22 protein-coding genes and 1 pseudogene are annotated in these 25,222 nt (G+C 66.9%); 10 read left to right on the top strand and 13 right to left on the bottom strand.

Annotation, left to right across the window (positions count from 1 at the left end; genetic code table 11):
• Nucleotide 1 precedes the first annotated feature (1 nt).
• Genes N4G42_RS17680 through N4G42_RS17655 form a run of 6 tightly spaced genes read right to left on the bottom strand, consistent with a single transcriptional unit; the run spans nucleotide 2 to nucleotide 5,979 of the window.
• Nucleotides 2-1,453, bottom strand: coding sequence for an aldehyde dehydrogenase (locus tag N4G42_RS17680; protein WP_260668094.1), 1,452 nt, complete (start codon nucleotides 1,451-1,453; stop codon nucleotides 2-4).
• A 47-nt stretch (nucleotides 1,454-1,500) separates the two neighbouring features.
• Complete coding sequence (locus tag N4G42_RS17675) at nucleotides 1,501-2,211, bottom strand: ABC transporter ATP-binding protein (protein WP_260668093.1); 711 nt, start codon at nucleotides 2,209-2,211, stop codon at nucleotides 1,501-1,503.
• Entirely contained in the window at nucleotides 2,208-2,966 is a 759-nt protein-coding gene (locus N4G42_RS17670; protein ID WP_260668092.1) for an ABC transporter ATP-binding protein, read from the bottom strand. The genes N4G42_RS17675 and N4G42_RS17670 overlap by 4 nt, the downstream gene beginning before the upstream one ends.
• Nucleotides 2,959-3,891 (bottom strand): branched-chain amino acid ABC transporter permease, encoded by a 933-nt coding sequence (locus N4G42_RS17665; protein ID WP_260668091.1) that lies wholly within the window; start codon nucleotides 3,889-3,891, stop codon nucleotides 2,959-2,961. The genes N4G42_RS17670 and N4G42_RS17665 overlap by 8 nt, the downstream gene beginning before the upstream one ends.
• Entirely contained in the window at nucleotides 3,888-4,766 is an 879-nt protein-coding gene (locus N4G42_RS17660; protein WP_099730813.1) for a branched-chain amino acid ABC transporter permease, read from the bottom strand. The genes N4G42_RS17665 and N4G42_RS17660 overlap by 4 nt, the downstream gene beginning before the upstream one ends.
• Before the next feature lie 4 nt (nucleotides 4,767-4,770).
• Nucleotides 4,771-5,979 (bottom strand): amino acid ABC transporter substrate-binding protein, encoded by a 1,209-nt coding sequence (locus N4G42_RS17655; protein ID WP_260668090.1) that lies wholly within the window; start codon nucleotides 5,977-5,979, stop codon nucleotides 4,771-4,773.
• 219 nt (nucleotides 5,980-6,198) lie between these two features.
• Between N4G42_RS17655 and N4G42_RS17650 the strand changes: the two genes are divergently transcribed.
• The 5 genes from N4G42_RS17650 to N4G42_RS17630 all read left to right on the top strand — a co-directional run bounded on the left by N4G42_RS17650 (nucleotide 6,199) and on the right by N4G42_RS17630 (nucleotide 12,290).
• Complete coding sequence (locus N4G42_RS17650; protein WP_260668089.1) at nucleotides 6,199-7,194, top strand: helix-turn-helix domain-containing protein; 996 nt, start codon at nucleotides 6,199-6,201, stop codon at nucleotides 7,192-7,194.
• 296 nt (nucleotides 7,195-7,490) lie between these two features.
• Complete coding sequence (locus N4G42_RS17645; protein WP_260668088.1) at nucleotides 7,491-8,849, top strand: efflux transporter outer membrane subunit; 1,359 nt, start codon at nucleotides 7,491-7,493, stop codon at nucleotides 8,847-8,849.
• Between the two features lie 68 nt (nucleotides 8,850-8,917).
• Nucleotides 8,918-10,306 carry an efflux RND transporter periplasmic adaptor subunit gene (locus N4G42_RS17640; RefSeq protein WP_260668087.1) on the top strand — a complete coding sequence of 463 codons (1,389 nt, stop codon included), beginning with the start codon at nucleotides 8,918-8,920 and terminating at the stop codon, nucleotides 10,304-10,306.
• A complete protein-coding gene (locus N4G42_RS17635) occupies nucleotides 10,303-11,085 on the top strand; it encodes an ABC transporter ATP-binding protein (protein ID WP_260668086.1) in 783 nt (260 codons plus the stop codon). Before N4G42_RS17640 ends, N4G42_RS17635 begins: the two co-directional genes overlap by 4 nt.
• Entirely contained in the window at nucleotides 11,085-12,290 is a 1,206-nt protein-coding gene (locus N4G42_RS17630) for an ABC transporter permease (RefSeq protein ID WP_116747602.1), read from the top strand. Before N4G42_RS17635 ends, N4G42_RS17630 begins: the two co-directional genes overlap by 1 nt.
• Before the next feature lie 156 nt (nucleotides 12,291-12,446).
• On the opposite strand, the gene N4G42_RS17625 is transcribed toward N4G42_RS17630, so the two are convergent.
• On the bottom strand, nucleotides 12,447-12,836 hold the full coding sequence (locus N4G42_RS17625; RefSeq protein WP_099730807.1) for an Hsp20/alpha crystallin family protein: 390 nt from the start codon (nucleotides 12,834-12,836) through the stop codon (nucleotides 12,447-12,449).
• A gap of 92 nt (nucleotides 12,837-12,928) precedes the next feature.
• Here N4G42_RS17625 and N4G42_RS17620 point away from each other — a divergent pair, with 92 nt between their 5' ends.
• A complete protein-coding gene (locus N4G42_RS17620; protein WP_099730806.1) occupies nucleotides 12,929-14,272 on the top strand; it encodes a branched-chain amino acid ABC transporter substrate-binding protein in 1,344 nt (447 codons plus the stop codon).
• 46 nt (nucleotides 14,273-14,318) lie between these two features.
• Here the strand turns inward: N4G42_RS17620 and N4G42_RS17615 are convergent, their stop codons facing one another.
• From N4G42_RS17615 to N4G42_RS17590, 6 genes are all read right to left on the bottom strand, one after another.
• Entirely contained in the window at nucleotides 14,319-15,080 is a 762-nt protein-coding gene (locus tag N4G42_RS17615; RefSeq protein ID WP_056744038.1) for an ABC transporter permease, read from the bottom strand.
• A gap of 5 nt (nucleotides 15,081-15,085) precedes the next feature.
• Complete coding sequence (locus N4G42_RS17610; protein WP_260668084.1) at nucleotides 15,086-16,078, bottom strand: ABC transporter ATP-binding protein; 993 nt, start codon at nucleotides 16,076-16,078, stop codon at nucleotides 15,086-15,088.
• A 175-nt stretch (nucleotides 16,079-16,253) separates the two neighbouring features.
• A complete protein-coding gene (gene mltB, locus N4G42_RS17605; RefSeq protein ID WP_260668083.1) occupies nucleotides 16,254-17,366 on the bottom strand; it encodes a lytic murein transglycosylase B in 1,113 nt (370 codons plus the stop codon).
• A 141-nt stretch (nucleotides 17,367-17,507) separates the two neighbouring features.
• Nucleotides 17,508-19,547: a DUF3488 and transglutaminase-like domain-containing protein gene (locus tag N4G42_RS17600; protein ID WP_260668082.1), complete on the bottom strand. Its 2,040-nt coding sequence runs from the start codon at nucleotides 19,545-19,547 to the stop codon at nucleotides 17,508-17,510.
• A gap of 125 nt (nucleotides 19,548-19,672) precedes the next feature.
• Nucleotides 19,673-20,716, bottom strand: a complete 1,044-nt coding sequence (locus N4G42_RS17595) for a DUF58 domain-containing protein (protein ID WP_056058379.1) — start codon at nucleotides 20,714-20,716, stop codon at nucleotides 19,673-19,675.
• 3 nt (nucleotides 20,717-20,719) lie between these two features.
• Nucleotides 20,720-21,640 carry an AAA family ATPase gene (locus N4G42_RS17590; RefSeq protein WP_260668081.1) on the bottom strand — a complete coding sequence of 307 codons (921 nt, stop codon included), beginning with the start codon at nucleotides 21,638-21,640 and terminating at the stop codon, nucleotides 20,720-20,722.
• 101 nt (nucleotides 21,641-21,741) lie between these two features.
• On the opposite strand from N4G42_RS17590, the gene N4G42_RS17585 reads away from it, so the two are divergent.
• The 4 genes and pseudogenes from N4G42_RS17585 to N4G42_RS17570 all read left to right on the top strand — a co-directional run.
• Nucleotides 21,742-22,647, top strand: coding sequence for a histone deacetylase family protein (locus N4G42_RS17585; RefSeq protein ID WP_056058384.1), 906 nt, complete (start codon nucleotides 21,742-21,744; stop codon nucleotides 22,645-22,647).
• A gap of 140 nt (nucleotides 22,648-22,787) precedes the next feature.
• Nucleotides 22,788-23,579: an enoyl-CoA hydratase gene (locus tag N4G42_RS17580; protein WP_192419819.1), complete on the top strand. Its 792-nt coding sequence runs from the start codon at nucleotides 22,788-22,790 to the stop codon at nucleotides 23,577-23,579.
• Between the two features lie 11 nt (nucleotides 23,580-23,590).
• Nucleotides 23,591-24,919 carry a mechanosensitive ion channel family protein gene (locus N4G42_RS17575; protein ID WP_260668080.1) on the top strand — a complete coding sequence of 443 codons (1,329 nt, stop codon included), beginning with the start codon at nucleotides 23,591-23,593 and terminating at the stop codon, nucleotides 24,917-24,919.
• 225 nt (nucleotides 24,920-25,144) lie between these two features.
• Nucleotides 25,145-25,222 (top strand): annotated as a pseudogene (locus N4G42_RS17570) (electron transfer flavoprotein subunit beta/FixA family protein); the annotation flags it as partial.

Here is a 25,222-nt window from a genome sequence, read left to right as displayed (position 1 = left end):
CTCAGAACGGATAGTGGCGTGGCGTGGTCTGCACCGTGATCCAGCGCAGTTCGGTGAATTCACGTACACCGGCCATGCCGCCAAAGCGGCCATAGCCCGAACTTTTCACGCCGCCAAAAGGCATCTGGCCTTCGTCATGCACCGTGGGGCCGTTCACATGGCAAATGCCCGACTCGATGCGTGCGGCCACATTCCACGCCTTGGCTACATCGCGGCTGAACACGGCGGATGACAGGCCGAACTCGTTGTCATTGGCGCAGGCAATGGCTTCTTCCACGCCATTCACGCGCACCACGGGCTTGACAGGGCCGAACGATTCTTCGCGGTAGATGTCCATCTCTGCCGTCACATGGTCGAGCACGGTGGCCTGCATCAACGTGCTGTCGCTCTTGCCGCCGCAAATCAGCTTGGCGCCCTTGGCCAGTGCGTCGTCGATGAGGGCGTTGCAGCGGTGCACGGTGGTCATGTCCACCACCGATCCCAGCACCACTGGGCCCTTGCGTGGGTCGCCCAGGGGCAGGGCCTTGGCACGCGCGCCGAGCTTCGCCACGAACTCGTCGGCCACGGCGTTGTCCACGATGATGCGTTCGGTGGACATGCAGATCTGGCCCGAGTTGGCGAACGCGCCAAACACGGTGCCCGCCACGGCGGCGTCGATATCGGCGTCATCCAGCACCAGCAGCGGGGCCTTGCCGCCCAGTTCCAGCACCACGGGCTTGAGGTACTTGGCGCAGGTCTGCGCAATGATGCGGCCCACCTTGGTGGAGCCGGTGAAGTTGATGCGGCGCACTGCCGGGTGGGCCACGATGGCCTCGACCACGGCGCCCGCATCGACGGGTGCATTGGTCACGAAGTTCACCACACCGGGGGGCAAACCGGCCTCCTGCAGCGCCTCGATGATGAGGCCGTGTGTGGCGGGGCACAGCTCCGACCCCTTCAGGATCACCGTGTTGCCGCACGCCAGCGGCGTGGCGATGGCGCGCACGCCCAGGATGACCGGTGCATTCCAGGGCGCAATGCCCAGCACCACGCCCGCCGCCTGGCGCACGCCCATGGCCAGGCTGCCGGGCACGTCGGACGGAATCACTTCTCCTGCAATCTGCGTGGTCAGGGCGGCGGCTTCTTGCAGCAGTCCGGCAGCCAGGTGCACGTTAAAGCCCGCCCACATGCCCGAGGCGCCGGTCTCGGCCGCCATGGCCACCGCAAAGTCGGCCGTGCGGGCCTCCAGCGCATGTGCTGCCTTGAGCAGCAGCGCGCGGCGCGCGTTGGGCCCCAGGGCCGACCAGGCCGGGAAGGCCTTGGCGGCTGCGTCGGCAGCGGCCTTGGCGTCGGCCACGCTGGCAGCGGGTGCCGTGGTGGCGACCGAACCATCGAGCGGGTTGCGACGCTCAAACGTGGCGCCGCCGGTGGCTTGCACGCGCTCGCCGTTGATCAACATGGCAATGGCAGTCATGGATGAAAGCTCCTGAAAAAGAACAGATGAAAAAAGGGGGAAGGTATTCAGGCCACGCCGAGGTAGGCCTGGCGCACCACGTCGGACTGCAGCAGGGTCGATGCCTCGCCAGACGCCACGATGCGTCCTCGCTCCAGCACATAGCCGCGCTGCGCGATCTGCAGTGCCTTGCGCACGTTTTGCTCCACCATGAGCACGGTGACGCCCTGTGCGGCAATGCGCTGCACGATGGCGAGCAGCTCATCGACCATGCGCGGCGCCAGGCCCAGCGAGGGCTCGTCCAGCATCAACAGGCGCGGCCCGCTCATCATGGCGCGGGCCACGGCCACCATCTGCTGCTCGCCACCGCTCATGGTGCCGGCGAGCTGTGTGGCGCGTTCCTTGAGGCGGGGAAAGTCTTCAAACGCTTGGTGCAACCGCTCGGCGCGCACCCGCGACGGCACCAGCCAGCCGCCCAGCTCCAGGTTCTCGGTCACCGTCATCTGTGGGAAGAGCTGGCGGCCCTCGGCGACCAGCGCCAGGCCGCGTTGCACGCAGGCCGTGGCGTTCATCGCAGGCACGGCCTGGCCGTCGAGCGTCACCGCGCCCTGGCGCGGCAGCAGGCCCGCCAGGGCCTTGAGCAGCGTGGTCTTGCCCGCGCCGTTGGGGCCCACGATGACGGTGATGCCGGGCGCGGCTTCCAGTGTCAGGTCCTGCAGCACCTGAAAGCCGTGGTAGCCCGTGGTCAGGTTCTGCACGGTGAGGTGTGCGCCGCTCATGCCGTGGCTCCTTCGCTGGTGGCTGTCATTTCGTCACCCAGATAGGCCTCGATCACATGGGGGTCGCGCACCACTTCGGCGGGCGTGCCGTCGGCAATCTTGCGGCCCTGGTGCAGCACCAGCACGCGCTCCACGTATTGGAGCAGCGTGGTCACCGCATGCTCGATCCACACCACCGTCAGACCCCAGTCATCGCGCAGACGGCGGATGCGCTGGGCCATGGCGTCCACCTCGGATTCGGTCAGGCCCGCGGCCACCTCGTCGAGCAGCAGCAGGCGCGGGCGTGTGCCCAGGGCCATGCCGATCTCCAGCAGGCGCTGCTGCGATGGCGTCACATCGGCGGCAGGGCGTTGCGCCAGCGCCGTGAGGCCCAGCATCGCCAGGATCTCGTCTTCATTGCGCAGGCCCACCGGGCCCTGGCGGTGGCGGCCTGCGAACTGCATGCCAAAGCGCACGTTGTCGCGCACCGTCATGTCGGGGAACACGCGGGGCGTCTGGAAGGTGCGCGCAATGCCGTGGGCCGCGTAGTGGTGCGGGCCCTTGCCGGTCAGGTCATCCGCCCCGCAGTGCAGCGTGCCTGACGTGGGTGGCTGTACGCCGGAGATGGCGTTGAAGAACGTGGTCTTGCCCGCGCCGTTGGGGCCGATGATGCCGATCAGCTCGCCCGCGTGCAGCGTGGCGCTCACGCCGTCCACGGCGGTCAGGCCGCCAAAACGCACGGTCACGCTGTCGATGGTCAGCAGTGCCTCAGCCATGGTGCGCCTCCGCAGCGGGCTTGCGCCGTTGCCACAGCGTGGCCAGGCCATTGGGCAGATACATCACGCACAGGATCAGCAGCAGCCCCAGCACCATCATGTAGCCGTAGGGCAGCTGCAGGCGCAACGTTTCGGCCAGCAGGCTGAACACGATGGCCGCGAGCACCGGGCCGCCAATGCTGGTCGCGCCGCCGATCAGTGCGATCAGCACCGTCTGGAAGCCGATGAACGGGCTGAACACCGCGGCCGGCTCGATGTACGTCCAGCGCACCGCCATGGCAGCGCCCACAGCACCGGCAAACGCGGCAGTGATGCCAAAGCCCATGATTTTGGCCAGGCGCGTGTCCACGCCCAGCGTCTGCGCACGCTGCTCGTCGGCACCGATGCCCGACAGTGCCAGGCCAAAGCGGCTGCGCTGGATGGCGATGGAGGTGGCAATGGCACCAGCGGCGATCAGCAGCACCGTGAGGTACACCGTCTCGTTGCTGGGCACCACGGTGAGCACGCGGCCCACCGTGCCCGAGACCTGCTTTTCGACAAAGGTCACCGCATGGCGGATCAGCTCGGTCATGCCGAAGGTGAGCACGGCAAAGTAGGTGCCGCGCAGGTGCAGCACGGCGGCGCCCATCACCACGGCCACGAGGGTGGCGATCAGGGCGCCGCTCAGAATCACCAGCGGCCAGGGAAGCACCCCCAGCAGCGTGGCGCTGGTGTACGCACCAATGCCGAAGAAGGCCGACGTGGCGAGTGAGAGGTAGCGGGTGGCACCGCAGAACAGCGACCAGCTGGTGGCCAGCGCGATGTACATCAGGCAGCTGAGCAGCACCGAGGTGGCGAACTCGGACACCAGCCAGGGCAGGGTGGCGACCACCGCCACCCCCGCTGCCAAGGCCAGCCAAGGCTTGTTGGAATGAAGGGAAGTCATTTTTTGGAGAACAGTCCGTTGGGGCGCCAGATGAGCACGCCGATGAACACTGCATAGCTCAGCAGCATCTTGAGAGACGGGCTGCTGAAGTGCATGCCCAGCGCCTCGACCACGCCGAGCAGCAAGCCGCCGGCCAGACTGCCCGCCAGGCTGCCAAAGCCGCCCAGCGTGATGACGATGAGCGCCGTCACGGTGTAGGGCTCCCCCATCGACGGGGAAATCTCATACGTCATCGACAGCAGCGCTCCCGCCACGCCCGACAGGCCCAGGCCGATGCCGAACATCATGGGATGCAGTCGCCGGGTGTTGATGCCCACCAACTGCGCGCCCGTGGGCGACTGCATCAGTGCCCGCACGGCCTTGCCCAGCAGCGTGAGCTTGAGCAGCGCGATCAGCGCGGCCGACAGCGCCAGTGCCACGCCAAACAGCACCAGCTTGTTTTCAGTGAAACGCATGCCCGCAATCTGCACCGGGTCGGCCAGGTATTCATAGCCACGCAGGTCACCGCCCCAGATCAGCAGGGCAGTGTTCTGCACCAGGAACATCAGGCCAAAGCCCACCATCAGGCTGCGCGCCTCGAACACGTCCACATTGGGCGCGCGCGCTGCCAGGCGCTTGAAGCACAGCGCGTGCACCACCACCCCCAAAACAAACAATGCGATGAAAGCCAGCGGCATGAGCAGCAGCGGCGAGATGCCCCATAGGGTGTGCGCGGACCAGGTGAGGAAGGCGCCCAGCATCAGGAACTCGCCATGCGAGATGTTCATGATGCGCATTAGCCCGTACTGCAGGTTCAGGCCCATGGCCACCAGCGCATAGATGCCGCCGGTAATGAGGCCACTGGCTACCAGTTCGGCCCAGGAAGTCAGAGACACTTTGTTATTTCCAGGCTGGTTTCGCGGTGTTCAACTGCGCGGTGGCGCGGTCCTTGGGCCACACGACTTCGAAGTCGCTGCCCTGCCACTGGCTCACGGTGCCGGGGATGGACGCGTTCTCGCTGCCCTGGAAGCGGATGCCGCCCAGGATGGTCTGGAACTCGTTCTTGGCGATGTGCTCGCGCAGGGCCTTGCGGTCCAGGCCCGCCTTCTCCACGGCCTGCTGCAGGATCTGCAGGCTTGCCCAGGCATGGCCGCTGGCCCAGCGGTCGGGCTCCTTGTTGAACTTCTTCACGTGCGCGTCGAAGTACGCCTTGGCCTCGGGGCTGGTTTTCACGCTCCACGAGCCCATGCCGATCACGCCTTCGGTGTTGGCCTGCATCACGTTCTTGTACAGCTGGAAGGCCGTGCCCACCGATGCGTAAAAGAACTTGGGGTTCAGGCCCACCTCGCGCGCCTGGCGGCTGGCCAGGATGGTGTCGGGCGGGTAGGTGATGCCGATGAAGGCGTCGGGGTTCTGGTCCTTGATGCCGCGCAGCACGGGCGCCAGGTCCTTCACGCCCAGCGGGTAGCTCTTGCGCTCCAGCACCTGGATGCTGGTCTTCTTGAGCGCGTTGTTCAGCGCGGCGAAGTTCTCCAGGCCAAACAGGTCGTCCATGTAGACGATGGCAATGGTCTTGACGTTGTTGGCCACCAGCATGTCCACCAGCGCACCCATCATCTTGTCGGGCTGCTGCAGCAGCGAGAAGAAGTACGGCAGGTTCATGTCGATCAGCTTGCGCGACAACGCCGTGGGTGCCAGCAGCGGGTAGCCGAAGCGGTTGGCCAGCGGCGCGATGGCGAAGTTGGCGCCCGAGCCCCAGGGCGGCAGGATCAGGTCCACCTTGTCGCTGCCCATCAGCTTTTCGTAGGTGCGCACGCAGGTCTCGGTCTCGCTGCGGTCGTCGTAGCCAATGAGTTCGATGGGGCGCTTGGTGCCCTTCACGCTCAGGCCACCCGCTGCGTTCACCTGTTCGGCCCACAGCAGGTAGTTGGGCTCCTGGCTCACCTGGGCACCGGCCGCCCAGGGGCCGGTGCGGGCGATGGCGTAGCCGATGCGCACGGATGCCGCGCTGCTGCCCTGGGCCCACAGCTGGGGTGCCACGGCCAGGGTGCCGACCGTGGCGGCGGCGCCCTTGATCCACTGGCGCTTGGAGGGTTGGTGTGCTGTCATTGTGTGTCTCCTCGGATGGGGCCTGCGTGGTGCACGCCGTGCCGGGAATCGTAGGGAGACCAGCCCCTGCGCGCTGCGCTCAGCGTGCACAAAACGCTTGCCTCAGCGTGCAGACGGCAGCGGGTTTACCCGGATTTCCCTCGGTGGCACGGGGTAACGGGGCGTCCGATAATTCAGCCGCATAACCATCAGGCTTGCGCAACCCGCACTGGAGACACCATGGCCCATCCCCTGACCGAGGTATCCACCGACGCCGTGCCTGCGCGCGACCGCCTGCACCTGTGGGGCGATGCGGTGTGGCGCCTGATTGGCGGGCTGGAGTCCGACGCGTTTGGTGACGATGCCTTTGCAGGCCACATCACCTCGGGCCAGGCGGGCTATGTGAACCTGTGCCAGCTGGACGTGAGCCGCCACCGCGTAGTGCGCACCCCCAGCCTCATTCGGGGCAGCGACCGGGCCTACATCAAGGTGGTGGCCCAGCTCGAAGGGCGCGCGTGCTTCGAGCAGAACGGTCGCCAGGTATGGTTGTCGCCGGGTGAGTGGAGCGTGTACGACACCACGCGCGCCTATGCCGTGAGCAACCCCGAGGCCGTGCGCCAGATGGTGCTGATGATCCCGAAGGAACAACTGCCCGAGCGCAAGCTCAAGCTCGATGATCTGATGGTGCAGCGGTTCTCGGGCACCAGCGGCGTGTCGCGGCTGGCATGGGACACCATGCGCGCCGCGTTTGCCGAGCTGCCCACCATGTCCGACGCCGCCGCCGATGGCGTGGCCGATGTGATCACGCACCTGGTGCAGCTGTCGCTGCTGGAGCGCAACGGGCAGCAAAGCCTGCTGTCGCAGCGTGAAGCCCTGCGTGACCGCATCAGCCAATACATCGACCGGCACCTGGGCGACCCCGACCTCACCATCGACCGCATGGCCCAGGCGCTCAACTGCAGCAAGCGGCACCTGTACAACGCGGTGGCCGATGACGAGGAAACCCTGGCCGCCATGATCCAGCGCCGGCGGCTGGAGGCCTGTCTGCGCGACCTGCGCCACCCGGCGCATGCGCAGCGCTCGGTCACTGACATTGCGTTGTCCTGGGGCTTCAGCAACAGCGCGCATTTCAGCCGGGCGTTCCGCTCGCATGTGGGGTGCAGCCCCAGCGAATACCGGGCCCGCGCGTTGGCGCCGGTGGTGCTGTTCCGGGACGAGTCGCGGCTCGCGCACTGAGCGGCACCCCGGCCCCTTGCGTGTGGGGCCGTCTGCGCGGTAAAGCACGCTCACCCGCTCTACGCATGCGTATGCGTCGGCATGCAGTTGCGTGACCTTTGCCTTGCATCAATTCTTTACGCGGGCTTGACCCAGTGGGTACGTTGTTGGCGCAATCGCTGCTCACAATGGGGTTTTCCCCTGCGTAGCCATCGCCCATGCGTTTTCTCCCACTTGCCTCTACCGGCACACCCACTGCCCGCGCAGCGCAACCTTTGCGTGCTGTGCCGTGGAGGCAAACGGCTTTGTTTTTGTGCGTGCTAGCCACCGCCGGGTGTGCCAGCCTGGCTCCCACGGATCGCGCATTGCCCGCAGTGGCCGTTCCCCCGGCCTGGTCTGCGGGGGGCAACGGCACAGCGCAAGGGGCTACGGCTACATCCCTGGCCCAGTGGTGGCAGCGGTTTGACGATGCGGTGCTTACCTCGCTGGTCGAGCAAGCCTTGCGCGCCAACAGCAGCGTGCGCACCGCCCAGGCCGCGCTGCAGCAGGCGCGTGCGCAGGTGGATGTGCAGTCGGCCGGCCTGCTGCCCAGCGTGGGTGCATCGGCTTCGGCGCAGCGCAGCCGGGCCAGCAACAGCACCGGTAACACGTTCCAGGCCGGTTTTGATGCGAGCTGGGAGCCCGATGTGTTTGGCCGCCTGCGTAGCGGCGTGAGCGCCAGCGAGGCTGACGCCCGCGCGGCCGAGGCCAGCCTGGCTGACGTTCAGGTATCGCTGGCCGCCGAGGTGGCCGTCAACTACATCGAGCTGCGCGGGCTGCAGCAGCGCCTGGCCATTGCGCGCAGCAACCTGGCCAGCCAGCAAGAGACCCTGCAGCTCACCCAGTGGCGCCTGCAGGCCGGGCTCACCACCTCGCTCGTCACCGAGCAGGCCCGTGCAGCGGCCGAGCAGACCGCCGCGCAGATTCCCAGCCTGGAAGCCAGCCTGGCGCAGTCGCGCTACAGCCTGGCCGTGCTGACAGGCCAGGTGCCAGGTGCCCTGGATGCCAAGCTGGCCGCCAGCGCGCCCGTGCCGCAGCCCACCGCAGAACTGGCGCTGGCAATCCCGGCCGAGACGCTGCGCCAACGCCCCGATGTGCGTGCGGCCGAGCAGCGCATTGCAGCCGCCCTGGCGCGCGTGTCGCAGGCCGATGCGGCGCGCTACCCCAGCTTCTCCCTCGGTGGCTCGTTGGGCCTGCGTGCCCTCACGCTGGGCGCGTTGTCGGGGGGCAGTGCGGTAACCAGTGCCTTGCTGGGCAGCGTGTCTATCCCGCTGCTGGATGGTGGCGCCGCCCGCGCCCAGGTGCGCGTGCAGTCTGCCGCGCTGGAGCAGGCCCGCGTGGCCTACGAAGCCACCGTGCTCACGGCGCTGCAGGATGTGGAGAACGCGCTGGTGGCCTTGCGTGGCGACCGGGAAAAACTGGAGCGTCTCACGGCAGCTGCAGACGCCGCCCGCAATGCCGCGCTGCTGGCGCAGCAGCGCTATAGCAGTGGGCTGATCGACTTTCAGGCGGTGCTGGAGACCCAGCGCACGCTGCTGTCCACGCAAGAGAGCGTGGCCACCACTACCGCTGCGGTCGCGGCAGACCATGTGCGCCTCTACAAGGCGCTGGGCGGCGGCTGGGCGGTAGCCGAATGAACAGCTGACAAGCCCTTCCACACGCCCACTCCATTGCCTGCCAGCCCCCATTTTCTGATTCACGTCCCATGCCAAATTCCGACACCTCAGCTTCTTCTGCACCCGCCAAATCCGCCCCTGCCGACCTGAGCGCCTTGCTGGGTGCCGACCGGCCCCGCCGCTGGTGGCAGCGCACTACCGTGTGGCTGGGGGTGGCCGCGCTCGTGGTGGTGGGCGGTGGCTTGTATGCCTGGCAGTCGCGCCAGAGTGCCAGCACTGCACCCACCTATGTCACCGAAGAGCTGCGCCGGGGCAATCTCACACTCACCGTGTCGGCCAATGGCACGCTGCAGCCCACGCGCTCGGTCACCATTGGCAGCGAGTTGTCGGGCACTGTGCGCAACGTGTTGGTGGATGTGAACGACAAGGTCAAGAAGGGGCAGCTGCTGGTGGAGCTGGACACCGCCAAGCTCGAATCGCAGGTGCTGCGCTCGCGCGCCTCGCTGGCGTCGGCGCAGGCCCGCCTGGCCCAGGCCGTGGCCACCACCAAGGAGGCCATTGCCAACTTTGGCCGGCTCGAAGAAGTGGCCCGCCTGTCCGGCGGCAAGGTGCCCTCGGCCTCCGAGCTGGACGCAGGTCGCGCCACGCTGGACCGCGCCCGCGCCGATGAAACCAGCGCCCGCGCCACGGTCGAGGACGCACGCGCCGCGCTGTCCACCGACGAGATCAACCTGTCCAAGGCCTCCATCCGCTCGCCCATCGACGGCGTGGTGCTGACCCGCACGGTGGAGCCTGGCAACGCCGTGGCCGCTTCGCTGCAAGCGGTGACGCTGTTCACCGTGGCCGAAGACCTCACGCGGCTGCGGCTGGATGTGAGCGTGGACGAGGCCGATGTGGGCTCGGTCAAAGTGGGGCAGGACGCGAGCTTCACGGTCAGTGCCTATCCCTCGCGCCGCTACCCGGCCCAGGTCACGCGCGTCTCGTTTGGCTCCACCAAGACGGACAACGTGGTCACCTACATCACCTGGCTGGAGGTGAACAACAGCGACATGAGCCTGCGCCCCGGCATGACGGCCGCTGCCACCATCACTTCCACTGAACGCAAGGACGTGCTGCTGGTGCCCAACACGGCGCTGCGCTTCACGCCTGCGCAGGCCGCAGGGGCCGATGCGAAGCCCGGAGCGGGTGGTGCCAAGCCCGGCGCGTCGGGCAGCGGCAGTGGTGGCGGCATCATGTCGCAGCTCATGCCGCGCATGCCACGGTCTGGCTCGGGCCCACGCAAACCGGGTGCGGGGGGCGAGGCGGGCGATGGCGCGGGCAAGACGCGGCAGGTGTGGGTGCTGCAGGACGGCGCCGCCAAGCCCATCGATGTGCAGGTGGGCATCAGCGATGGCCGCCATACCGAGGTCACGGGCGAGGGCCTCACGCCCGGCATGGCCGTGATCACCGACCAGCGCGCGGCCGGGGCCAAGCCATGAGCGTGGCGGGCGACACCCCCATCATCCGCCTGCGTGGCGTGACCAAGGTCTATGGCGAAGGGGCGCTGGCCTTTCAGGCGCTCAAGGGCGTTCATCTCGACATTGCGCAGGGCGACTTTGTGGCCATCATGGGCCCCAGCGGCTCAGGCAAGTCCACCGCCATGAATACGCTGGGCTGCCTGGACCGGCCCACCACGGGCGAATACCTGTTCAAGGGTGTGCATGTGGAGTCGCTCTCGCGCGACGAGCGGGCACGGCTGCGGCGGCGCTACTTTGGCTTTGTGTTCCAGGGCTTCAACCTGCTGGCGCGCACTTCGGCGCAAGAGAATGTGGAGCTGCCTCTGCTATACCGGGGTGAGTCGGCCACCGCGCGCCACGCAGCGGCCGCGCGTGCGCTGGAAGCGGTGGGCCTCAAGGGCTGGGAACACCACACGCCCGCCGAGCTGTCGGGCGGGCAGCAGCAGCGCGTGGCCATTGCGCGCGCCATCGTCACCGAGCCCGATGTGCTGCTGGCCGACGAGCCCACCGGCAACCTCGACACCCAGCGCAGTGTCGAGATCATGGAGCTGCTGTGGCGCCTGAACGCCGATCACGGCATCACCGTGCTGATGGTCACGCACGAGCCCGACATGGCGCAGTACGCGCGGCGCATCGTGCGGTTTGTCGATGGCGTGGTGGACAGCGATGCGGCCAACCCACACCCCAAGGGCCTGGACGCTGATGCTGTAGCTGTATCGAACATATCGAACGTGGTCACTGCGGATTCAGGGGGCCACTGATGTTGCTCAACACCCTGCTGCTGGCGCTGCGCTCCATCCGGCGCAATCTCATGCGCTCCTTCCTCACCATCCTGGGCATCGTGATCGGCGTGAGCGCGGTGATCACCATGGTCACGCTGGGCAATGGCGCCACGCTGGCCATCCAGAACCAGATCTCGGGCCTGGGCACCAACCTGCTGCAGGTGCGTCCCGGCCAGCGCATGGGGCCCGGCGGCGGCACCGGCGCCCCGGCCTTCAAGGACACCGATGCCGACATGATCGCGCAGCAGATCGGCGGCATCCTGGCCGTGGCGCCCGAGGCGCGTGCCGCCGCCACGGCGGTGGTGGGCGGGCGCAACTGGACGACCAGTGTGATCGGCAGCACCAACGCCTGGCTGGAGACCGGCAACTGGACCGTGCGCACGGGCCGCGTCTTTACCGACGCTGAATTGCGCGCGGGCGCTGCCGTGTGCCTGATCGGCGAGACCGTGCGGCGCGAGCTGTTTGGCACCGCCGATGCCGTGGGCGGCCAGCTGCGCGTGAAGGCGTTTTCGTGCGAGGTGGTGGGCGTGCTGGCGTCCAAAGGGCAGGGTGCGTTTGGCAACGACCAGGACGACACCGTGTTGGTGCCGCTGCGCACGCTGCAGCGCCGCGTGACGGGCAACACGCGAGTGAACACGCTGCTGGTGTCGATGAAGGACGGCAGCGACCCCGAGCGGGTGAAGGCCAGCCTCACGCAACTGCTGCGCGAGCTGCGCAAGCTGTCGGACTCGGACGAAGACAATTTCAATGTGCTCGACACCAAGCAGCTGGCGGACACGCTCTCGGGCACCACCAAGGTGCTGACCACGCTGCTGGGCGCCGTGGCAGCCGTGAGCCTGCTGGTGGGCGGCATCGGCATCATGAACATCATGCTGGTGAGCGTGACCGAGCGCACGCGCGAGATTGGCCTGCGCCTGGCCATTGGCGCGCTGGAGCGCGAGGTGTTGCTGCAGTTCCTGATCGAGGCCGTGGTGCTGGCCGCGCTGGGTGGGCTCATCGGCATCGTGCTGGCCACGGGCGCGTCCCTGGCGCTATCGGGGCTGATGGGGGTGCCCTACCTGTTCAACCCTGGCGTGAACCTGCTGTCGTTTGTGTTTTCGGCCGGGATCGGTGTGGTGTTTGGCTACTTCCCGGCGCGGCGCGCGGCACGCATGGACCCCATCGATGCGCTACGGCACGAGTGAGCAAGGCCGTGGGCTGGCTGCCGAATGGCGTCTGACCGGGTGCCCTGGAAGAAAAAACAAGCAAAAAAGGCATGAAGCGCTAGTGCATCATGCCTTGATTGCTATTGAAAATATAGCGATGGCCGTCATGCGCCATCGCCTTGGGAGCGGCTGGCTTCAGTGAATGGTCAGCGTGGTGGCCTTGCTCACGGGCTCCAGGCGGACCAGCGTCAGGGTCAGCACGCCGTTTTCCAGCTTGGCGGTGCTGGCGCTGGCATCGATCTCGGTGGGCAGCTCCCACGCGCGCTGCACCTTGCGCGGTGCGCCTTCCACGCTTTGCACCTGCACCACCTGGCCTTCAATGCTGATCGAGAGCTGTTCGCGGGCCAGGCCGGGTACGTCCAGCTGCAAGGTGGTGGCCTTTTCGTCCTGCGTCACGGTGCAGCCCGCAGCGGGTGCTGCGGCAGGCTGTGCCAGCGCGCCCATCAGAAAACGTTGCAGCGCCAGGTCGGCGGAACGGGGGGCTTGGGCATAAGCTGCGCGGCGGATCACGGGGGCGAAGATCATGGGTAACTCCTATACACTGCGCGGCTCTCGACGTGGTCGCCGCATGGCAGAGAGGTGTGTGCGGCCACGCCGCATTTCAAGGGAAAAATGCCATGAATAAATTGCAATCTGTGGGCTTGAAATCAGGCGCTGCGGCATTACGTCACACCGTTTGGGCAGCCGCAGTGGCCCTTGCAGGCGCCGTGGCGTTGGCGCCTGCCGCGCAAGCGCAGACCCCGCCCTCGGCAGCCGTGGCCCAGGCCAGGCCGGTCAAGCTGGCGCTCATCGAAAGCCTGTCGGGCCCTTTTGCCAACACGGGCGAGGCTGTGTACCGCAATATCTACTGGGCCATGGAGCGCGTGAACGCACGCGGCGGCGTGCAGCTGCCTGCCAGCAGCGGCGGCCCCCGCCCGCTGGTGCTGGAGCGCTACGACAGCAAGGGCCAGAACGAAGAAGCCCTGTCTGCCCTGCGCGCCGCGATTGACGATGGTGCGCAGGTCATCCTGCAGGGCAATTCGTCGTCCACGGCCGCCGTGCTGATCGAGGCCATCAACAAGCACAACGAGCGCGAGCCGAACAAGCGCGTGCTGTTCCTCAACTACTCGGCGGTGGACCCCATCCTCACCAACGAGAAGTGCAGCTTCTGGCACTTCCGTTTTGATGCCCATGCCGACATGCGCATGGCCGCGCTGATGGAGGTGATGCGCGAGGACAAGGCCTTGAAGAGCGTCTACCTCATCGGCCAGGACTACAGCTTTGGCCAGGCCGTGCTGCGCGAGGCCAAGAAGCAGCTGGCTGCCCAGCGCCCCGATGTGGCGGTGGTGGGCGAAGAGCTGCACCCCATCGGCCGCGTGAAGGACTTTGCGCCTTATGCCGTCAAGATCAAGACCAGCGGCGCGCAGGCCGTGGTCACCGGCAACTGGGGCAATGACCTCACGCTGCTGGTCAAGGCCGCGCGGGATGTGGGCTACGAGGGCAGCTTCTACACCTTCTATGGCAACGCGCTGGGCGCTCCCGCCGCGATTGGCGACGCGGGCATCGGCAAGGTGGTGGCCGTGGCCGACTGGCTGCCCAACGTGCCGGGCGCGCAAAGCGAGGCGTTCTACCAATCCTTCCGCACACGCTTTCCCAAGCCGCAGGACGACTACGTGCACATGCGCATGCAGCTGATGGTGGAGGCCCTCGCCCAGTCCATCGAGCGCGCGGGCAGCACCGATGTGGTGGCCGTTGCGCGCCAGATGGAGTCGGCCAACGTGCAACTGGCCGGCCAGGGCGGCACCATGCGCGCGGCCGACCACCAGTTCCAGCAGGCCTTGGCGGTGGGCGTGATGGACAAGAAAGGCGCCCCCGGCGTGAAGTTCGACGTGGAAGGCTCGGGCTACGGCTTCCGCGTGGTGCGGCAGATTGCGGCGGCCAAGGCGCAGCAACCGCACAGCTGCCAGATGCAGCGTTACTGATGCGTGGGTCCGCCCCGGGCGGCCGGGGCGGCCGGGGTGATCGCGCTCAGCGCCGGATGCGGTGGCCCGTCTTGAACACCCACCGCACCACGGCGAGGCACAGGGCCATGAACACCAAGGTCATGCTGGTGCTCACCGCGATGTGCACGTCGGCATGGCCATAGAACGCCCACCGCAGCCCGCTGATGAGATAGACCACCGGGTTGAACAACGAGACGGTCTGCCAGAACGGTGGCAGCATGCTGATGCTGTAAAACGCCCCACCCAGAAAGGTGAGCGGCGTGATCACCAGCAGCGGGATGACCTGCAGCTTTTGAAAGCTGTCCGCCCACAGGCCAATGAGGAAGCCGAACAGGCAGAACGTGACGGCCGTGAGCACCAAAAAGCCCACCATCCACACGGGGTGCGCCACCTCGTACGGAACAAACACCCGGGCGGTGGACAGGATGAGCACCGACACCAGCAGCGACTTGCTGGCTGCCGCACCCACGTAGCCCAGCAGCACCTCCACCCAGTTGACCGGCGCGCTCAGCAGTTCGTAGATGGTGCCCGACCATTTGGGCATGTAGATGCCAAAGGCCGAGTTGGAGATGCTTTCGGAGAGCAGCGACAGCATGAGCAGGCCGGGGATGATGTAGGCGCCATAGCTCACCCCGCCGATGTCGCCCATGCGCGAGCCAATGGCGGAGCCGAAGACGATGAAGTACAGCGCGGTGGTGAGCACGGGCGCAATGAGGCTTTGCATCCAGGTGCGGAAGGCGCGGTTCATTTCGAAGCGGTAGATGGCGCGCACGCCATGCAGGTTCACACCGGTCATGCTGGGATCGCTTTCTGGGGCGAAGGGGTGGGGACCTTGTCCTGGTGCACCAGGCTGACGAAGATGTCTTCGAGCGAGCTTTCGCTGGAGTGCAGGTCCTTGAAGTCGATGCCGTGCTCGGTCAGGGCGCGCAGCAGGGCGGCGATGCCGGTGTCTTCCTGCTGCGTGTCGAAGGTGTACGTCAGGACGGTGCCGTCCTGGCTCAGGGCCAGAGGCCAGCGGGCGAGCGGTGCGGGCACTTGCGCCATGGGCTGCTGCAGCGTGATGGCCAGCGCTTTCTTGCCCAGCTTGCGCATCAGCACGGCCTTGTCTTCCACCACGATCAACTCGCCCTTGCGGATCACGCCGATGCGGTCGGCCATGTCCTCGGCTTCTTCCAGGTAGTGGGTGGTCAGGATGATGGTGGTGCCCGCGTCACGCAGTTCCCGCACCAGGCGCCACATGTCGTGGCGCAGCTCCACATCCACGCCGGCGCTGGGCTCGTCCAGAAACAAAATCTTGGGCTCGTGCGACAGTGCCTTGGCGATCAGCACGCGGCGTTTCATGCCGCCCGACAGCGCGAGGATCTTGTTGTCCTTCTTGTCCCACAGCGACAGGTCCTTGAGGATTTTCTCGATGTACGCGGGGTTGGGGGCCTTGCCGAAAAGCCCACGGCTGAAGTTCACCGTGGCCCACACCGTCTCGAACGAGTCGGTGTGCAGCTCCTGGGGCACCAGGCCAATGGCAGCGCGGGCTGCGCGGTAGTCGCGCACCGTGTCGTGCCCATCGGCCGTGACGGACCCCGCCGTGGCATTGCTCATGCCACAAATCACGCTGATCAGCGTGGTCTTGCCCGCGCCATTGGGCCCCAGCAGGGCAAAGATCTCGCCGCGCCGGATGTCCAGGTCGATGTTCTTGAGTGCCTGAAAGCCGCCGGCGTAGGTTTTGCTCAGGCCGCGTACACGGACGATGGCGTCCGTGTCGGGTGCTGGAGAAGGTGATGCAGGCATTGGGAGGGTTCTCTGGGAGGGCCAGGGCGCGCCGCCGTGGCCGGGCCGCTGTACAAGCGGTCAAAGCCGGGCATTGTGGACTGACTTGCACAAGTGTGCTGGGCGGGGGCTTCGAGCCCGCAGAAACCCCCGGGTTGCGCCGTTCAGCGAGTGGCTCGCAGCGGTGGGGCAGCGGTCAGCGCGCCGCCGCCACCTCGCGCCCCAGCTCGATGACGGCCATGGCGTAGTAGCTCGACCAGTTGTAGCGCGTGATGGCGTAGAAGTTTTCGGTGCCTGCCACGTAGCTGGGTGCATCGTTGCCGTTTTGCAGTTCCACCAGCGCCAGCGGGCCCGTGTGCTGCACGCCCTGGGCATCGAGCACAGCGCCCTTGGCCAACATGCTGGCGGCACTGAAGGTGGGCAGGATGTCGGGGGCGAGCAGGTCGTCCAGCTGCAGGCGCGCATTGTCGAACTGCACCCCAAAGTGCGTGGGCATGCCGGGCGTCCAGCCGTGGCCGCGGAAGTAGTTGGCCACCGAGCCAATGGCGTCGGCCGGGCTCTTGAACAGGTCCACGCGGCCGTCGCTATCAAAGTCCACCGCGTAGCGCACCCAGCTCGATGGCATGAACTGGCCCAGGCCCATGGCGCCGGCATAGCTGCCGCGTGGCTCAAACGGGTCGGTGTTGCTGCGGTTGGTGAGGCTCAGGAACTGCTCCAGCTCGCGGCGGAAGAACTCGGTGCGCTCCTTGGCGCGCGGGTGGGCGGAGGGAAAGTCGAACGCCAGCGTGGCCAGCGCGTCCATCACACGGAAGGTGCCCATCTGCTGGCCGTAGATAGTCTCTACCCCGATGATGCCCACAATGATCTCGGCAGGCACGCCAAACTCGCGCTCGGCACGCTCCAGCGTGGCCTGGTTCTCCTGCCAGAACCGCACGCCTGCACGGATGCGGATGGGGTCGATGAAGCGGCTTCGGTACACGCGCCAGTTCTTGGCCGTGCCCTTGGCGGGCGGCAGCATGAGGCGGGGCACCTGCGGCAAGAAATGCGCCTGCCCGATGGCCTGCCGCACCCACTCGCGGTCCAGGTCCCGCCGTGTGGCCAGGTCGTCGGCAAAGTCCATGGCCTCAGGGCGCGATGCGTAGAGCACCGGGGCCTTGGCACTGGCCCGCCCCTGGTGGGCCTGGCCGGCTTTGGCATGCGCTTTCTGGGTCGCCGGTTTGGGTTGATTTTCGGGCTTTGCGCTAGCGGGTAATGCACAGGCAGCTATCAAAAATATAGCTGCTGCGGTCCATGGTGCTGTCTTCTTCATGTCAATGGTTCGTCATGTTGTGGCACCCTGCAGCGTCTGATACGGGCGCGCTCCAAGACCAGGGATGCCAAGCAAGGGCCGCCCCGCAGCGAGGGCATCGTCCTCCTGGGGGGAAGCGGCGCAGCCGCTCAGGGGGATGATTCACTGTTTCGGCCAGGCGAGGCTGCGGAACTCCCGCCGCAAATCGCCCAGCGCGGCCTCCGGGTGGGGGGCATAGCGCACGCGTTCCAGCCGCAGCAGCCAGTCGGCCACCGCCGCAGCGGGTGCGCCGAATTGTGCCTGCACGCGTTCGGCCATGGCCCGGGGCGGCAAGGTGTCGGGCACCACCAGCCCGGCGCGGGCCAGGCGCTGGCGCGCGCGGGCCAGCAGGCGCAGCCAGGGGTCGTGCTGGCTGCGCTCCCACAGGCTCCAGCCCATGCCCCCGAGGGCCGCCACGATGATCAGGATGCCCAGCACCATGGTCAGGTCCTGCCAGCTGGGCGACTCAAAGCCCAGGGACTTGAGCAGGTCCAGCTGGCGGCTTTGCGTGTAGTTGAGCACCCACTGGTTCCAGCTGTTGTTGACGGCCTCCCACACGGCGCGCAGGTTCTGCGCGAGACCCGGGCTGATGACCGTGCCCATGGCGGTGGCAAACGCCCCTTGGGGCGCGCGCAGCCGCTGAAAGGCCCCCGTGCGGCCGGGCGACACGGCGCCCGTGGGGTCCACCCGCACCCAGCCCCGGCCGGAGAGCCAGACTTCGGCCCAGGCATGGGCGTCGCTCTGGCGCACGGTCCAGAGCTTGTCCACGGGGTTGCGGTCGCCGCCCTGGTAACCGGTGACGATGCGGGCCGGAATGTCGAGCGCACGCATCAGCAACACAAAGGCCGAGGAGATGTGTTCACAAAACCCTTCCTTGCGGTCAAACCAGAACTCGTCGGCCGTGTGCTGGCCGTACACGCCGGGCTCCAGCGTGTACACATATCCGCCGGTGCGCAGGCGGTTCAGGGCGGCATTGACGAGGGCCTCGGCGTTGTCTTGCGCGGGGTTGGGGTTGAGCTGGGGGTCGTTGCGCAGTTGCTGGGCCAGCGCCAGCGTGCGGGGATTGAAGCCGGTGGGCAGCTCGGTATAGGTGCGCAGGGCGGCGTTGGGGGCGCTGGGGCCATGGGCAAACTGTGGGTAGCTCTCTGCCTTGTAGCGCACCACATCGGTCACTGCGCGGGTGGTCAGCCACTGCAGGTCCTGCGTCATGAAGGTGTCCATGCCCGCGACGGCGGGCTTGTCCACCGCAGCGTCCAGCAGCAGCAGCCAGGGGCGCTGGTGGGGCTCCAGCGTCACTTCGTAGCGCACAGGCTGGCCTTGCACGCGCAGGTTGGCGACGGTGCTGGCACGTGCCTGCGAGTAATCGCCGGGGCGGGGCGACACCGGATGCCATTCGACACCGTCAAAGGTGCCGAACACCGGGCCGCGGAAGTACAGGTCGCTCTGCGGTGGCGCGGCGCCGTCAGGGGTGTCAAACCGCACGCGCATGGCCACCGTGTCGTCCAGCGCCAGCTCGGCAATGTTGCCCACCTTCATCACGCCGGACAGGCCGCTGCGCCCGCTCATGGTGTCGCTGGGCATGCCCCACAGCGGCGCCATGCGCGGGAACAGCATGAACAGCGCCGCCATGATGGGCGCGCCCAGCAGCGCCATGGTGCCTGCTGTGCGCAGTGCCTGCGACAGCGGTGGCCGCCCCACAGGCATGTGGGCGTTGACCAGGGCCGTGAGCAGCCCCAGCAGCGCCACCAGCATGGCAGCGGCCGTGAACAGCGACTGCGAGAAGAAGAAGTTGCTGAGCATCGTGAAGAAGCCCAGGAAGAAGACCACCAGCGCGTCGCGCCGCGCGCGCAGTTCCAGCATCTTGAGCGCCAGCAGCATCACGATCAGCGTAACCCCTGCATCACGGCCCAGGATGGTGCGGTGGGTGTACAGCGTGCCCGCCACCGCGATCACCAGCGGAACGGCCAGCACCCAGCGCGTCGGCAGCGGGCGGCCCTTGAAGGCCAGCCAGCCGCGCCACAGCATCAGTCCGGCCGCCAGCAGGCTCGCCCATACAGGCAACACGTTGACCTGCGGGGCGATGACCCACGCAATCACGACGAGCAGGAACAGCGTGTCGCGCGCATCGCGCGGCAGTGCGTTGAGCGTCTGACGCAGGGTCATGGCTGTGCGGTGGAACGGGGGTGAATGGATTTCATGACGCTATTTATTTGATAGCTATTCGGGCAATAAGAATATGCGCTTGGAGCCGATAGGGGCCAAAATCGGCAGGAATGGGCAGTGGCAGGTCAACACAGGGCCAACGCCTCCAGGCAGCGGCGGCGGTGGGCGGCCCCCGTGTCGGGCGCGATCTCGGTGCCGGGCAGGCGCAGGCCATAGTCCAGGCCCAGGCGGTCGGCTTGCAGCACCCAGGCCGTCAGGCGCGACACGCGTGCCTCATGGTTGGGCAAGGCGGCGTGGGCCAGGTCCAGCCACAGCTCGTGCCGCTGGGCCTGTTGCGCGTCACGGCTCACCAGGTCATCGGTGCCGGTGGCCAGCGACTTCGCCGCTTTCTTCCAGACCACCAGTTTGAGCGGGTCGCCCCGCCGGTAGGCCCGCACGCCGTCGAATTCGCCAATGCCCTGCGACGGCGCGTTGCCCGTGCCCCCTGCGCGGGGCTCGCCCGGCGGCAGGGGTTGTGGCGGCACCTCCGGCGCGGGGTACACCAGCACCTCGGCAGCGGGCCGCCAGTAGGTCCACACGCGGAAGGTGCCCAGCGGAAACCGCGTTTCGGCCGTCAGGGTGGGCACACGGTGCAGCCCCCGGCGCCCGGGCTGGAAGGCCACCTGCACGCTGGCCTGACCCTGGGCGGGCACGTCGGTCCAGGCCCAGTGGTGTTCGGCCTTGCCGGTGCCGTGCACGGCCAGGGCAATGCCATAACGCGGCGACTTGCGATCACTGGACAGCTGGATCTCAAACGCCGTGCTGGTGCCCAGAAAATGTGGCTCGGGTGCCTTCAGGTGCAGCGTCAGCCCGCGCAGGTTGGCGTGGCAGATGTGCATGCCCACCACCGCGCTGCCAGCCAGCAAAAAGGTCAGCAGGTAGCCCAGGTTGAGCTGGTAGTTGATGGAGGCCACCAGCAGCACCACGAGCGTGAGCGCCAGCATCCAGCCCGAGCTGGTGGGCAGGATGTAGACATTGCGCTGGGTGAGCTGCAGCGTGTCGGACAGCGGCAGGCGTGCCTGCCACCAGCGCTGGAAGCGCCTGCGAAGGCGCGCCACGGGGCTGAGCCGCGCGGCCAGGCCGCGCCAGCCCGTGGTCGTCGTGAGGGAAGGGTGGGCGGCGGATTCCATCGATCAGGGCAGCGGCACGGCGTCGACCATGGCGCGGACCTGCTCGACCGCGCCGCGCCCGGCGTCGCCCACGGGCACCAGGCGGTGGGCAATGGTTTGCGGCAGCACGGCCTGCACATCGTCCGGCGCCACATAGTCGCGCCCGCTGATGAGCGCCTGGGCCTTGGCGGCGCGCAGCATGGCAATGCCCGCGCGGGGCGACAGGCCCTGCAGGAACCAGCGGCCCGAGCGGGTGGCGGCGATCAGGTCCTGCACGTAGTTGAGCAGGGGCTCTGCGGTGTGCACGGCCTGCACCTGGCGCTGCAGCTCGGCCAGTTCGTCAGCGGACAGCAGGGGCAGCAGGCTGCTCACCATGTCGCGCCGGTCGGCGCCCGACAGCAGCAGGCGCTCGGCGGCGCGGTCGGGGTAGCCGATGGAGATGCGCATCAAGAAGCGGTCAAGTTGCGACTCGGGCAGCGCAAAGGTGCCCAGCTGGTCGTGTGGGTTCTGGGTGGCGATCACGAAGAAGGGGTGGGGCAGGGCGCGGGTTTCGCCCTCGACCGACACCTGCTTTTCTTCCATGGCTTCCAGCAGGGCGCTTTGCGTCTTGGGGCTGGCGCGGTTGATTTCGTCGGCCAGCAGCACCTGGGCAAACACCGGGCCGGGGTGGAACACAAAGGCTTCCTTGCCACGTTCGTATACCGACACGCCGGTCAGGTCGCTGGGCATGAGGTCGGCAGTGAACTGGACGCGCGAAAACTGCAGCCCAAAGGTGTGGGACAACGCGTGCGCCAATGTGGTCTTGCCCACACCCGGCACGTCTTCAATGAGCAGATGCCCCCCCGCCAGCAGGCAGGCCACGCAGTCCTGAACCTGGGCCTTTTTGCCCACGATCACCGTGTTAAGCTGATCCAGAAGCGATTTGATCTTGTGCTGTGCATTCATGGCACGACGTTATCCGAAAAACGGCAAAAAATGCGAGACGCGGGGACAAGACTGTGAGCAAGACGGGCTATTTCACCCATCGGGATTGTTGGAAGCACGAGATGGGCCCGGGCCACCCCGAATGCCCCGAGCGGCTGGATGCGATTGAAGACCGTTTACTGGTCACCGGCGTAGGGGATGCGCTGGAGCGCTACGAAGCCCCGGAAGCCTCGCTGGCCGACATCGAACTGGCCCATGGCCGCATGCACATCGCGGCCTTGCGCGGGATGTCTGACCGGCTCAACGAAGAGCTGATGGCCGGCGGCCCCAGCTATGCGCAGATTGACACCGACACCTCCATCAACGCCCACACCTGGAAGGCCTCGCTGCGCGCCGCGGGTGCTGCGCTGGCCGCCACCGACGCGGTGATGGCGGGCGAGGTCGAAAATGCCTTCTGCTCCGTGCGCCCCCCGGGGCACCATGCCTGCCGCGACAAAGCGATGGGCTTTTGCTTTTTCAACAACGTGGCGGTTGCGGTGAAATATGCGCTGCAGCGCTACAACCTGCAGCGCGTGGCGGTGGTGGACTTTGATGTGCACCACGGCAACGGCACCGAGGACATCCTGGCCAATGACCCGCGGGCGCTGATGGTCAGCATCTTCCAGCATCCGTTCTATCCCTACAGCGGCGACCACGATCCCGCCCCCAACATGGTCAACGTGCCGGTGCCCGCGTACACACGCGGCATGGACATCCGCGAGATCATCGAGATGATGTGGATGCCCCGGCTGGAGGCCTTCAAGCCCGAGATGATTTTTGTGAGCGCGGGCTTTGACGGCCACCGCGAGGACGACATGGGCCAGCTGGGCCTGACCGAGCAGGACTACACCTGGATCACCCAGCGCGTGAAGGACGTGGCCCGGCGCTACTCCAAGGGCCGCATCGTGTCGTGCCTGGAGGGTGGCTACGTGATGGGGCCGCTGGCGCGCAGCGTCGAGGCGCATCTGCGGGTCCTGGCTGATCTTTGACTCCCCCTGAGCCGCCTGCGGCGTCTCCCCCCTGAGGGGGACGCCACCCGTGGCCTGGCGGAGCCAGCTCCACGGTAGCACTGGCCTCATGCGCGCCTGTTTCAAACGCCCCTCGCATTGCTGTGCACAGGAGAAACAACATGACGATTCCAAATTCTGACGAGCTGCTGCTGATCACCCGTGATACGCGCGGTGTGATCACCCTCACCTTGAACGACCCTGCACGCTTCAATGCGTTGGGCTCTGAAATGCTGACAGCCCTGCAACAGGCGCTGGACGAAGCGGGCCGCGACGAGGCTGTGCGCGTGGTCGTGCTGGCCGCAGCAGGCAAGGCCTTCTGTGCCGGGCACAACCTCAAGGACATGGCGGCGAACCCGAACCTGGCGTACTACCAAAAGCTGTTTGCGCAATGCAGCCGCATGATGCTGACCATCCACAAGCTGCCAGTACCCGTGATCGCCAGGGTTCAGGGCATGGCGACGGCCGCAGGCTGCCAGCTGGTGGCGCAGTGTGACCTGGCCGCGGCGGCCGACAGCGCGAGTTTTGCCACCAGTGGCATCCACTACGGCCTGTTCTGCGCAACGCCGAGCGTGCCGTTGGTGCGCAATGTGCCCGCCAAGCGGGCGATGGAAATGTTGCTCACCGGCGACTTCATGGATGCGCCCACGGCACTCGCGCAAGGGCTGGTGAACCGGGTGGTGCCCGCCGATGCGCTGGATGCCGAGGTCGAGCAACTGGTGCAATCCATCCTGCAAAAGCCCCGTGTGGCCGTGGCCATGGGCAAGGCGCTGGTGTACCAGCAGCGCGAGCTGGGCATTGATGCCGCCTACCAGCTGGCAGGCCAGACCATGGCCACCAACATGATGGACCCGGCCGCCCAGGAGGGCGCCCGTGCGTTTGCCGAAAAACGCCAGCCCGCCTGGAAGCGTTGAGGCACAGCACGATGGACAAGCCGATGCTCGACGATGTGGGCCTGTGGGTGCAGGCCTTTCTCAGCCCCACGGTGCTGGTGGAGCTGGCTGTTTTGGCAGTCTGCGTGGGCCTGGCCTGGGGGCTGGTGGCGCTGCTCCAGCGCGGCCTGCGCCGGGGCGACCCGCGCTCCATCCTGTTTGGTGTGCGGATCGTGGATGGCGCGCTGTTCCCGCTGGTGCTGCTGAGTCTGGCCTACATCGCGCGCACCCTGCTGCACCATTGGGTGGCGCTGGCGGCTTTCAAGATTGCGATCCCGGTGCTGGTGGCGCTGGTGGTCATTCGCATTGGCGTGAAGGTGCTGCAGGTGGCCTATCCGGACGCTGCCTGGGTGCGGCCCATCGAGCGCTCCATCTCCTGGATGGCGTGGCTGGGCATGGTGCTGTGGGTCACCGGACTGCTGTCGCTGGTGCTGGACGAGCTGGACCAGATCCACTGGAAAGTGGGCGGGGCGACGCTGTCGGTGCGCACCATCATCGAAGGGGCGGTCACCGCAGCGGCAGTGCTGCTGATTGCCCTGTGGATCTCGGCGGCCATCGAGTCGCGGCTGCTGCGCTCGGCCACAGGTGCCGAGCTATCGCTGCGCAAGGCGGTGAGCAACGCGGTGCGGGCGCTGCTGGTGTTTGTGGGGTTGCTGGTGGCCTTGTCGTCGGTGGGCATCGACCTGACTGCGCTGTCGGTACTGGGCGGTGCGGTCGGCGTGGGCATTGGCTTTGGCCTGCAGAAGCTCGCGGCCAACTATGTGAGCGGTTTTGTGATCCTGGCCGAGCGCAGCATGCGCATCGGCGACAACGTCAAGCTCGATACGTTCGAGGGGCGCATCACGCAAATCAATGCCCGCTACACCGTCATACGCTCGCCCTCGGGGCGCGAATCCATCGTGCCCAACGAACTCTTGATCACCCAGCGGGTGGAAAACCTGTCGCTGTCAGACCCGCGCGTGTGGATGTCCACCGTGGTCAGCGTGGCCTATGAGAGCGATGTGGACAAGGTGGCCCAGTTGCTCACCGATGCCGCCCTGGTCAGCCCGCGCGTGCTGCGCGACCCCGCCCCCAGCGCCGCGCTGTCGGCCTTTGGGGCCGATGGGCTGGAGTTCACCGTGGGCTTCTGGATTGCAGACCCTGAAAACGGATCCCTGGGACTGCGCTCGGACATCAACCGGGCCATCCTGAGTGCGCTGCGGGCCCACCAGATCGAAATCCCTTACCCCCAGCGGGTCATGCATGTGCAGGTCGATGGCGCAGTCCCTGCAGCGATGTCGCCGGGCGGGGCGCCCGCGCCAGCACCGGCTTCGGCGGGTTGATCCGGTTGCAGGGTGATACCCCGGCGGGCGCCCGGTAGCGCAGGCGACAGCAAACTCTAGACACTGGCCTGGTTCACTCGCCTATAATTCACAAAAAGCACGATCGTTCTTTTTTATGATTGTGCAGTCTGTGTGGTGGCTCCGTAGCGCTTTCGCTGCAGTGCGACATAGAATGTTCTAGTTTACGTAAACGTCAATTCAACCAACTCTCTAGGAGCCGCAGCAATGAAGGTCTTGGTCCCTGTCAAGCGCGTGGTGGACTACAACGTGAAGGTCCGCGTGAAGTCGGACAACACGGGTGTA

This window comes from Acidovorax sp. K2F, assembly GCF_025246485.1.
In the GTDB taxonomy this organism is placed as follows: Bacteria; Pseudomonadota; Gammaproteobacteria; order Burkholderiales; family Burkholderiaceae_C; genus Acidovorax; species Acidovorax delafieldii.
The sequence above is the reverse complement of the archived record's forward strand: the minus strand, read 5'-3'. Positions and strand labels throughout refer to the sequence as shown.

Bases quoted from the DNA above. Each gene is read 5' to 3' on its own strand.
- N4G42_RS17680 (WP_260668094.1), bottom strand. From the start codon at position 1,453: ATGACTGCCATTGCCATGTTGATCAACGGCGAGCGCGTGCAAGCCACC.
- N4G42_RS17675 (WP_260668093.1), bottom strand. From the start codon at position 2,211: ATGAGCGGCGCACACCTCACCGTGCAGAACCTGACCACGGGCTACCAC.
- N4G42_RS17670 (WP_260668092.1), bottom strand. From the start codon at position 2,966: ATGGCTGAGGCACTGCTGACCATCGACAGCGTGACCGTGCGTTTTGGC.
- N4G42_RS17665 (WP_260668091.1), bottom strand. From the start codon at position 3,891: ATGACTTCCCTTCATTCCAACAAGCCTTGGCTGGCCTTGGCAGCGGGG.
- N4G42_RS17655 (WP_260668090.1), bottom strand. From the start codon at position 5,979: ATGACAGCACACCAACCCTCCAAGCGCCAGTGGATCAAGGGCGCCGCC.
- N4G42_RS17650 (WP_260668089.1), top strand. From the start codon at position 6,199: ATGGCCCATCCCCTGACCGAGGTATCCACCGACGCCGTGCCTGCGCGC.
- N4G42_RS17640 (WP_260668087.1), top strand. From the start codon at position 8,918: ATGCCAAATTCCGACACCTCAGCTTCTTCTGCACCCGCCAAATCCGCC.
- N4G42_RS17635 (WP_260668086.1), top strand. From the start codon at position 10,303: ATGAGCGTGGCGGGCGACACCCCCATCATCCGCCTGCGTGGCGTGACC.
- N4G42_RS17630 (WP_116747602.1), top strand. From the start codon at position 11,085: ATGTTGCTCAACACCCTGCTGCTGGCGCTGCGCTCCATCCGGCGCAAT.
- N4G42_RS17625 (WP_099730807.1), bottom strand. From the start codon at position 12,836: ATGATCTTCGCCCCCGTGATCCGCCGCGCAGCTTATGCCCAAGCCCCC.
- N4G42_RS17620 (WP_099730806.1), top strand. From the start codon at position 12,929: ATGAATAAATTGCAATCTGTGGGCTTGAAATCAGGCGCTGCGGCATTA.
- N4G42_RS17610 (WP_260668084.1), bottom strand. From the start codon at position 16,078: ATGCCTGCATCACCTTCTCCAGCACCCGACACGGACGCCATCGTCCGT.
- mltB (WP_260668083.1), bottom strand. From the start codon at position 17,366: ATGAAGAAGACAGCACCATGGACCGCAGCAGCTATATTTTTGATAGCT.
- N4G42_RS17600 (WP_260668082.1), bottom strand. From the start codon at position 19,547: ATGACCCTGCGTCAGACGCTCAACGCACTGCCGCGCGATGCGCGCGAC.
- N4G42_RS17595 (WP_056058379.1), bottom strand. From the start codon at position 20,716: ATGGAATCCGCCGCCCACCCTTCCCTCACGACGACCACGGGCTGGCGC.
- N4G42_RS17590 (WP_260668081.1), bottom strand. From the start codon at position 21,640: ATGAATGCACAGCACAAGATCAAATCGCTTCTGGATCAGCTTAACACG.
- N4G42_RS17585 (WP_056058384.1), top strand. From the start codon at position 21,742: ATGGGCCCGGGCCACCCCGAATGCCCCGAGCGGCTGGATGCGATTGAA.
- N4G42_RS17580 (WP_192419819.1), top strand. From the start codon at position 22,788: ATGACGATTCCAAATTCTGACGAGCTGCTGCTGATCACCCGTGATACG.
- N4G42_RS17575 (WP_260668080.1), top strand. From the start codon at position 23,591: ATGGACAAGCCGATGCTCGACGATGTGGGCCTGTGGGTGCAGGCCTTT.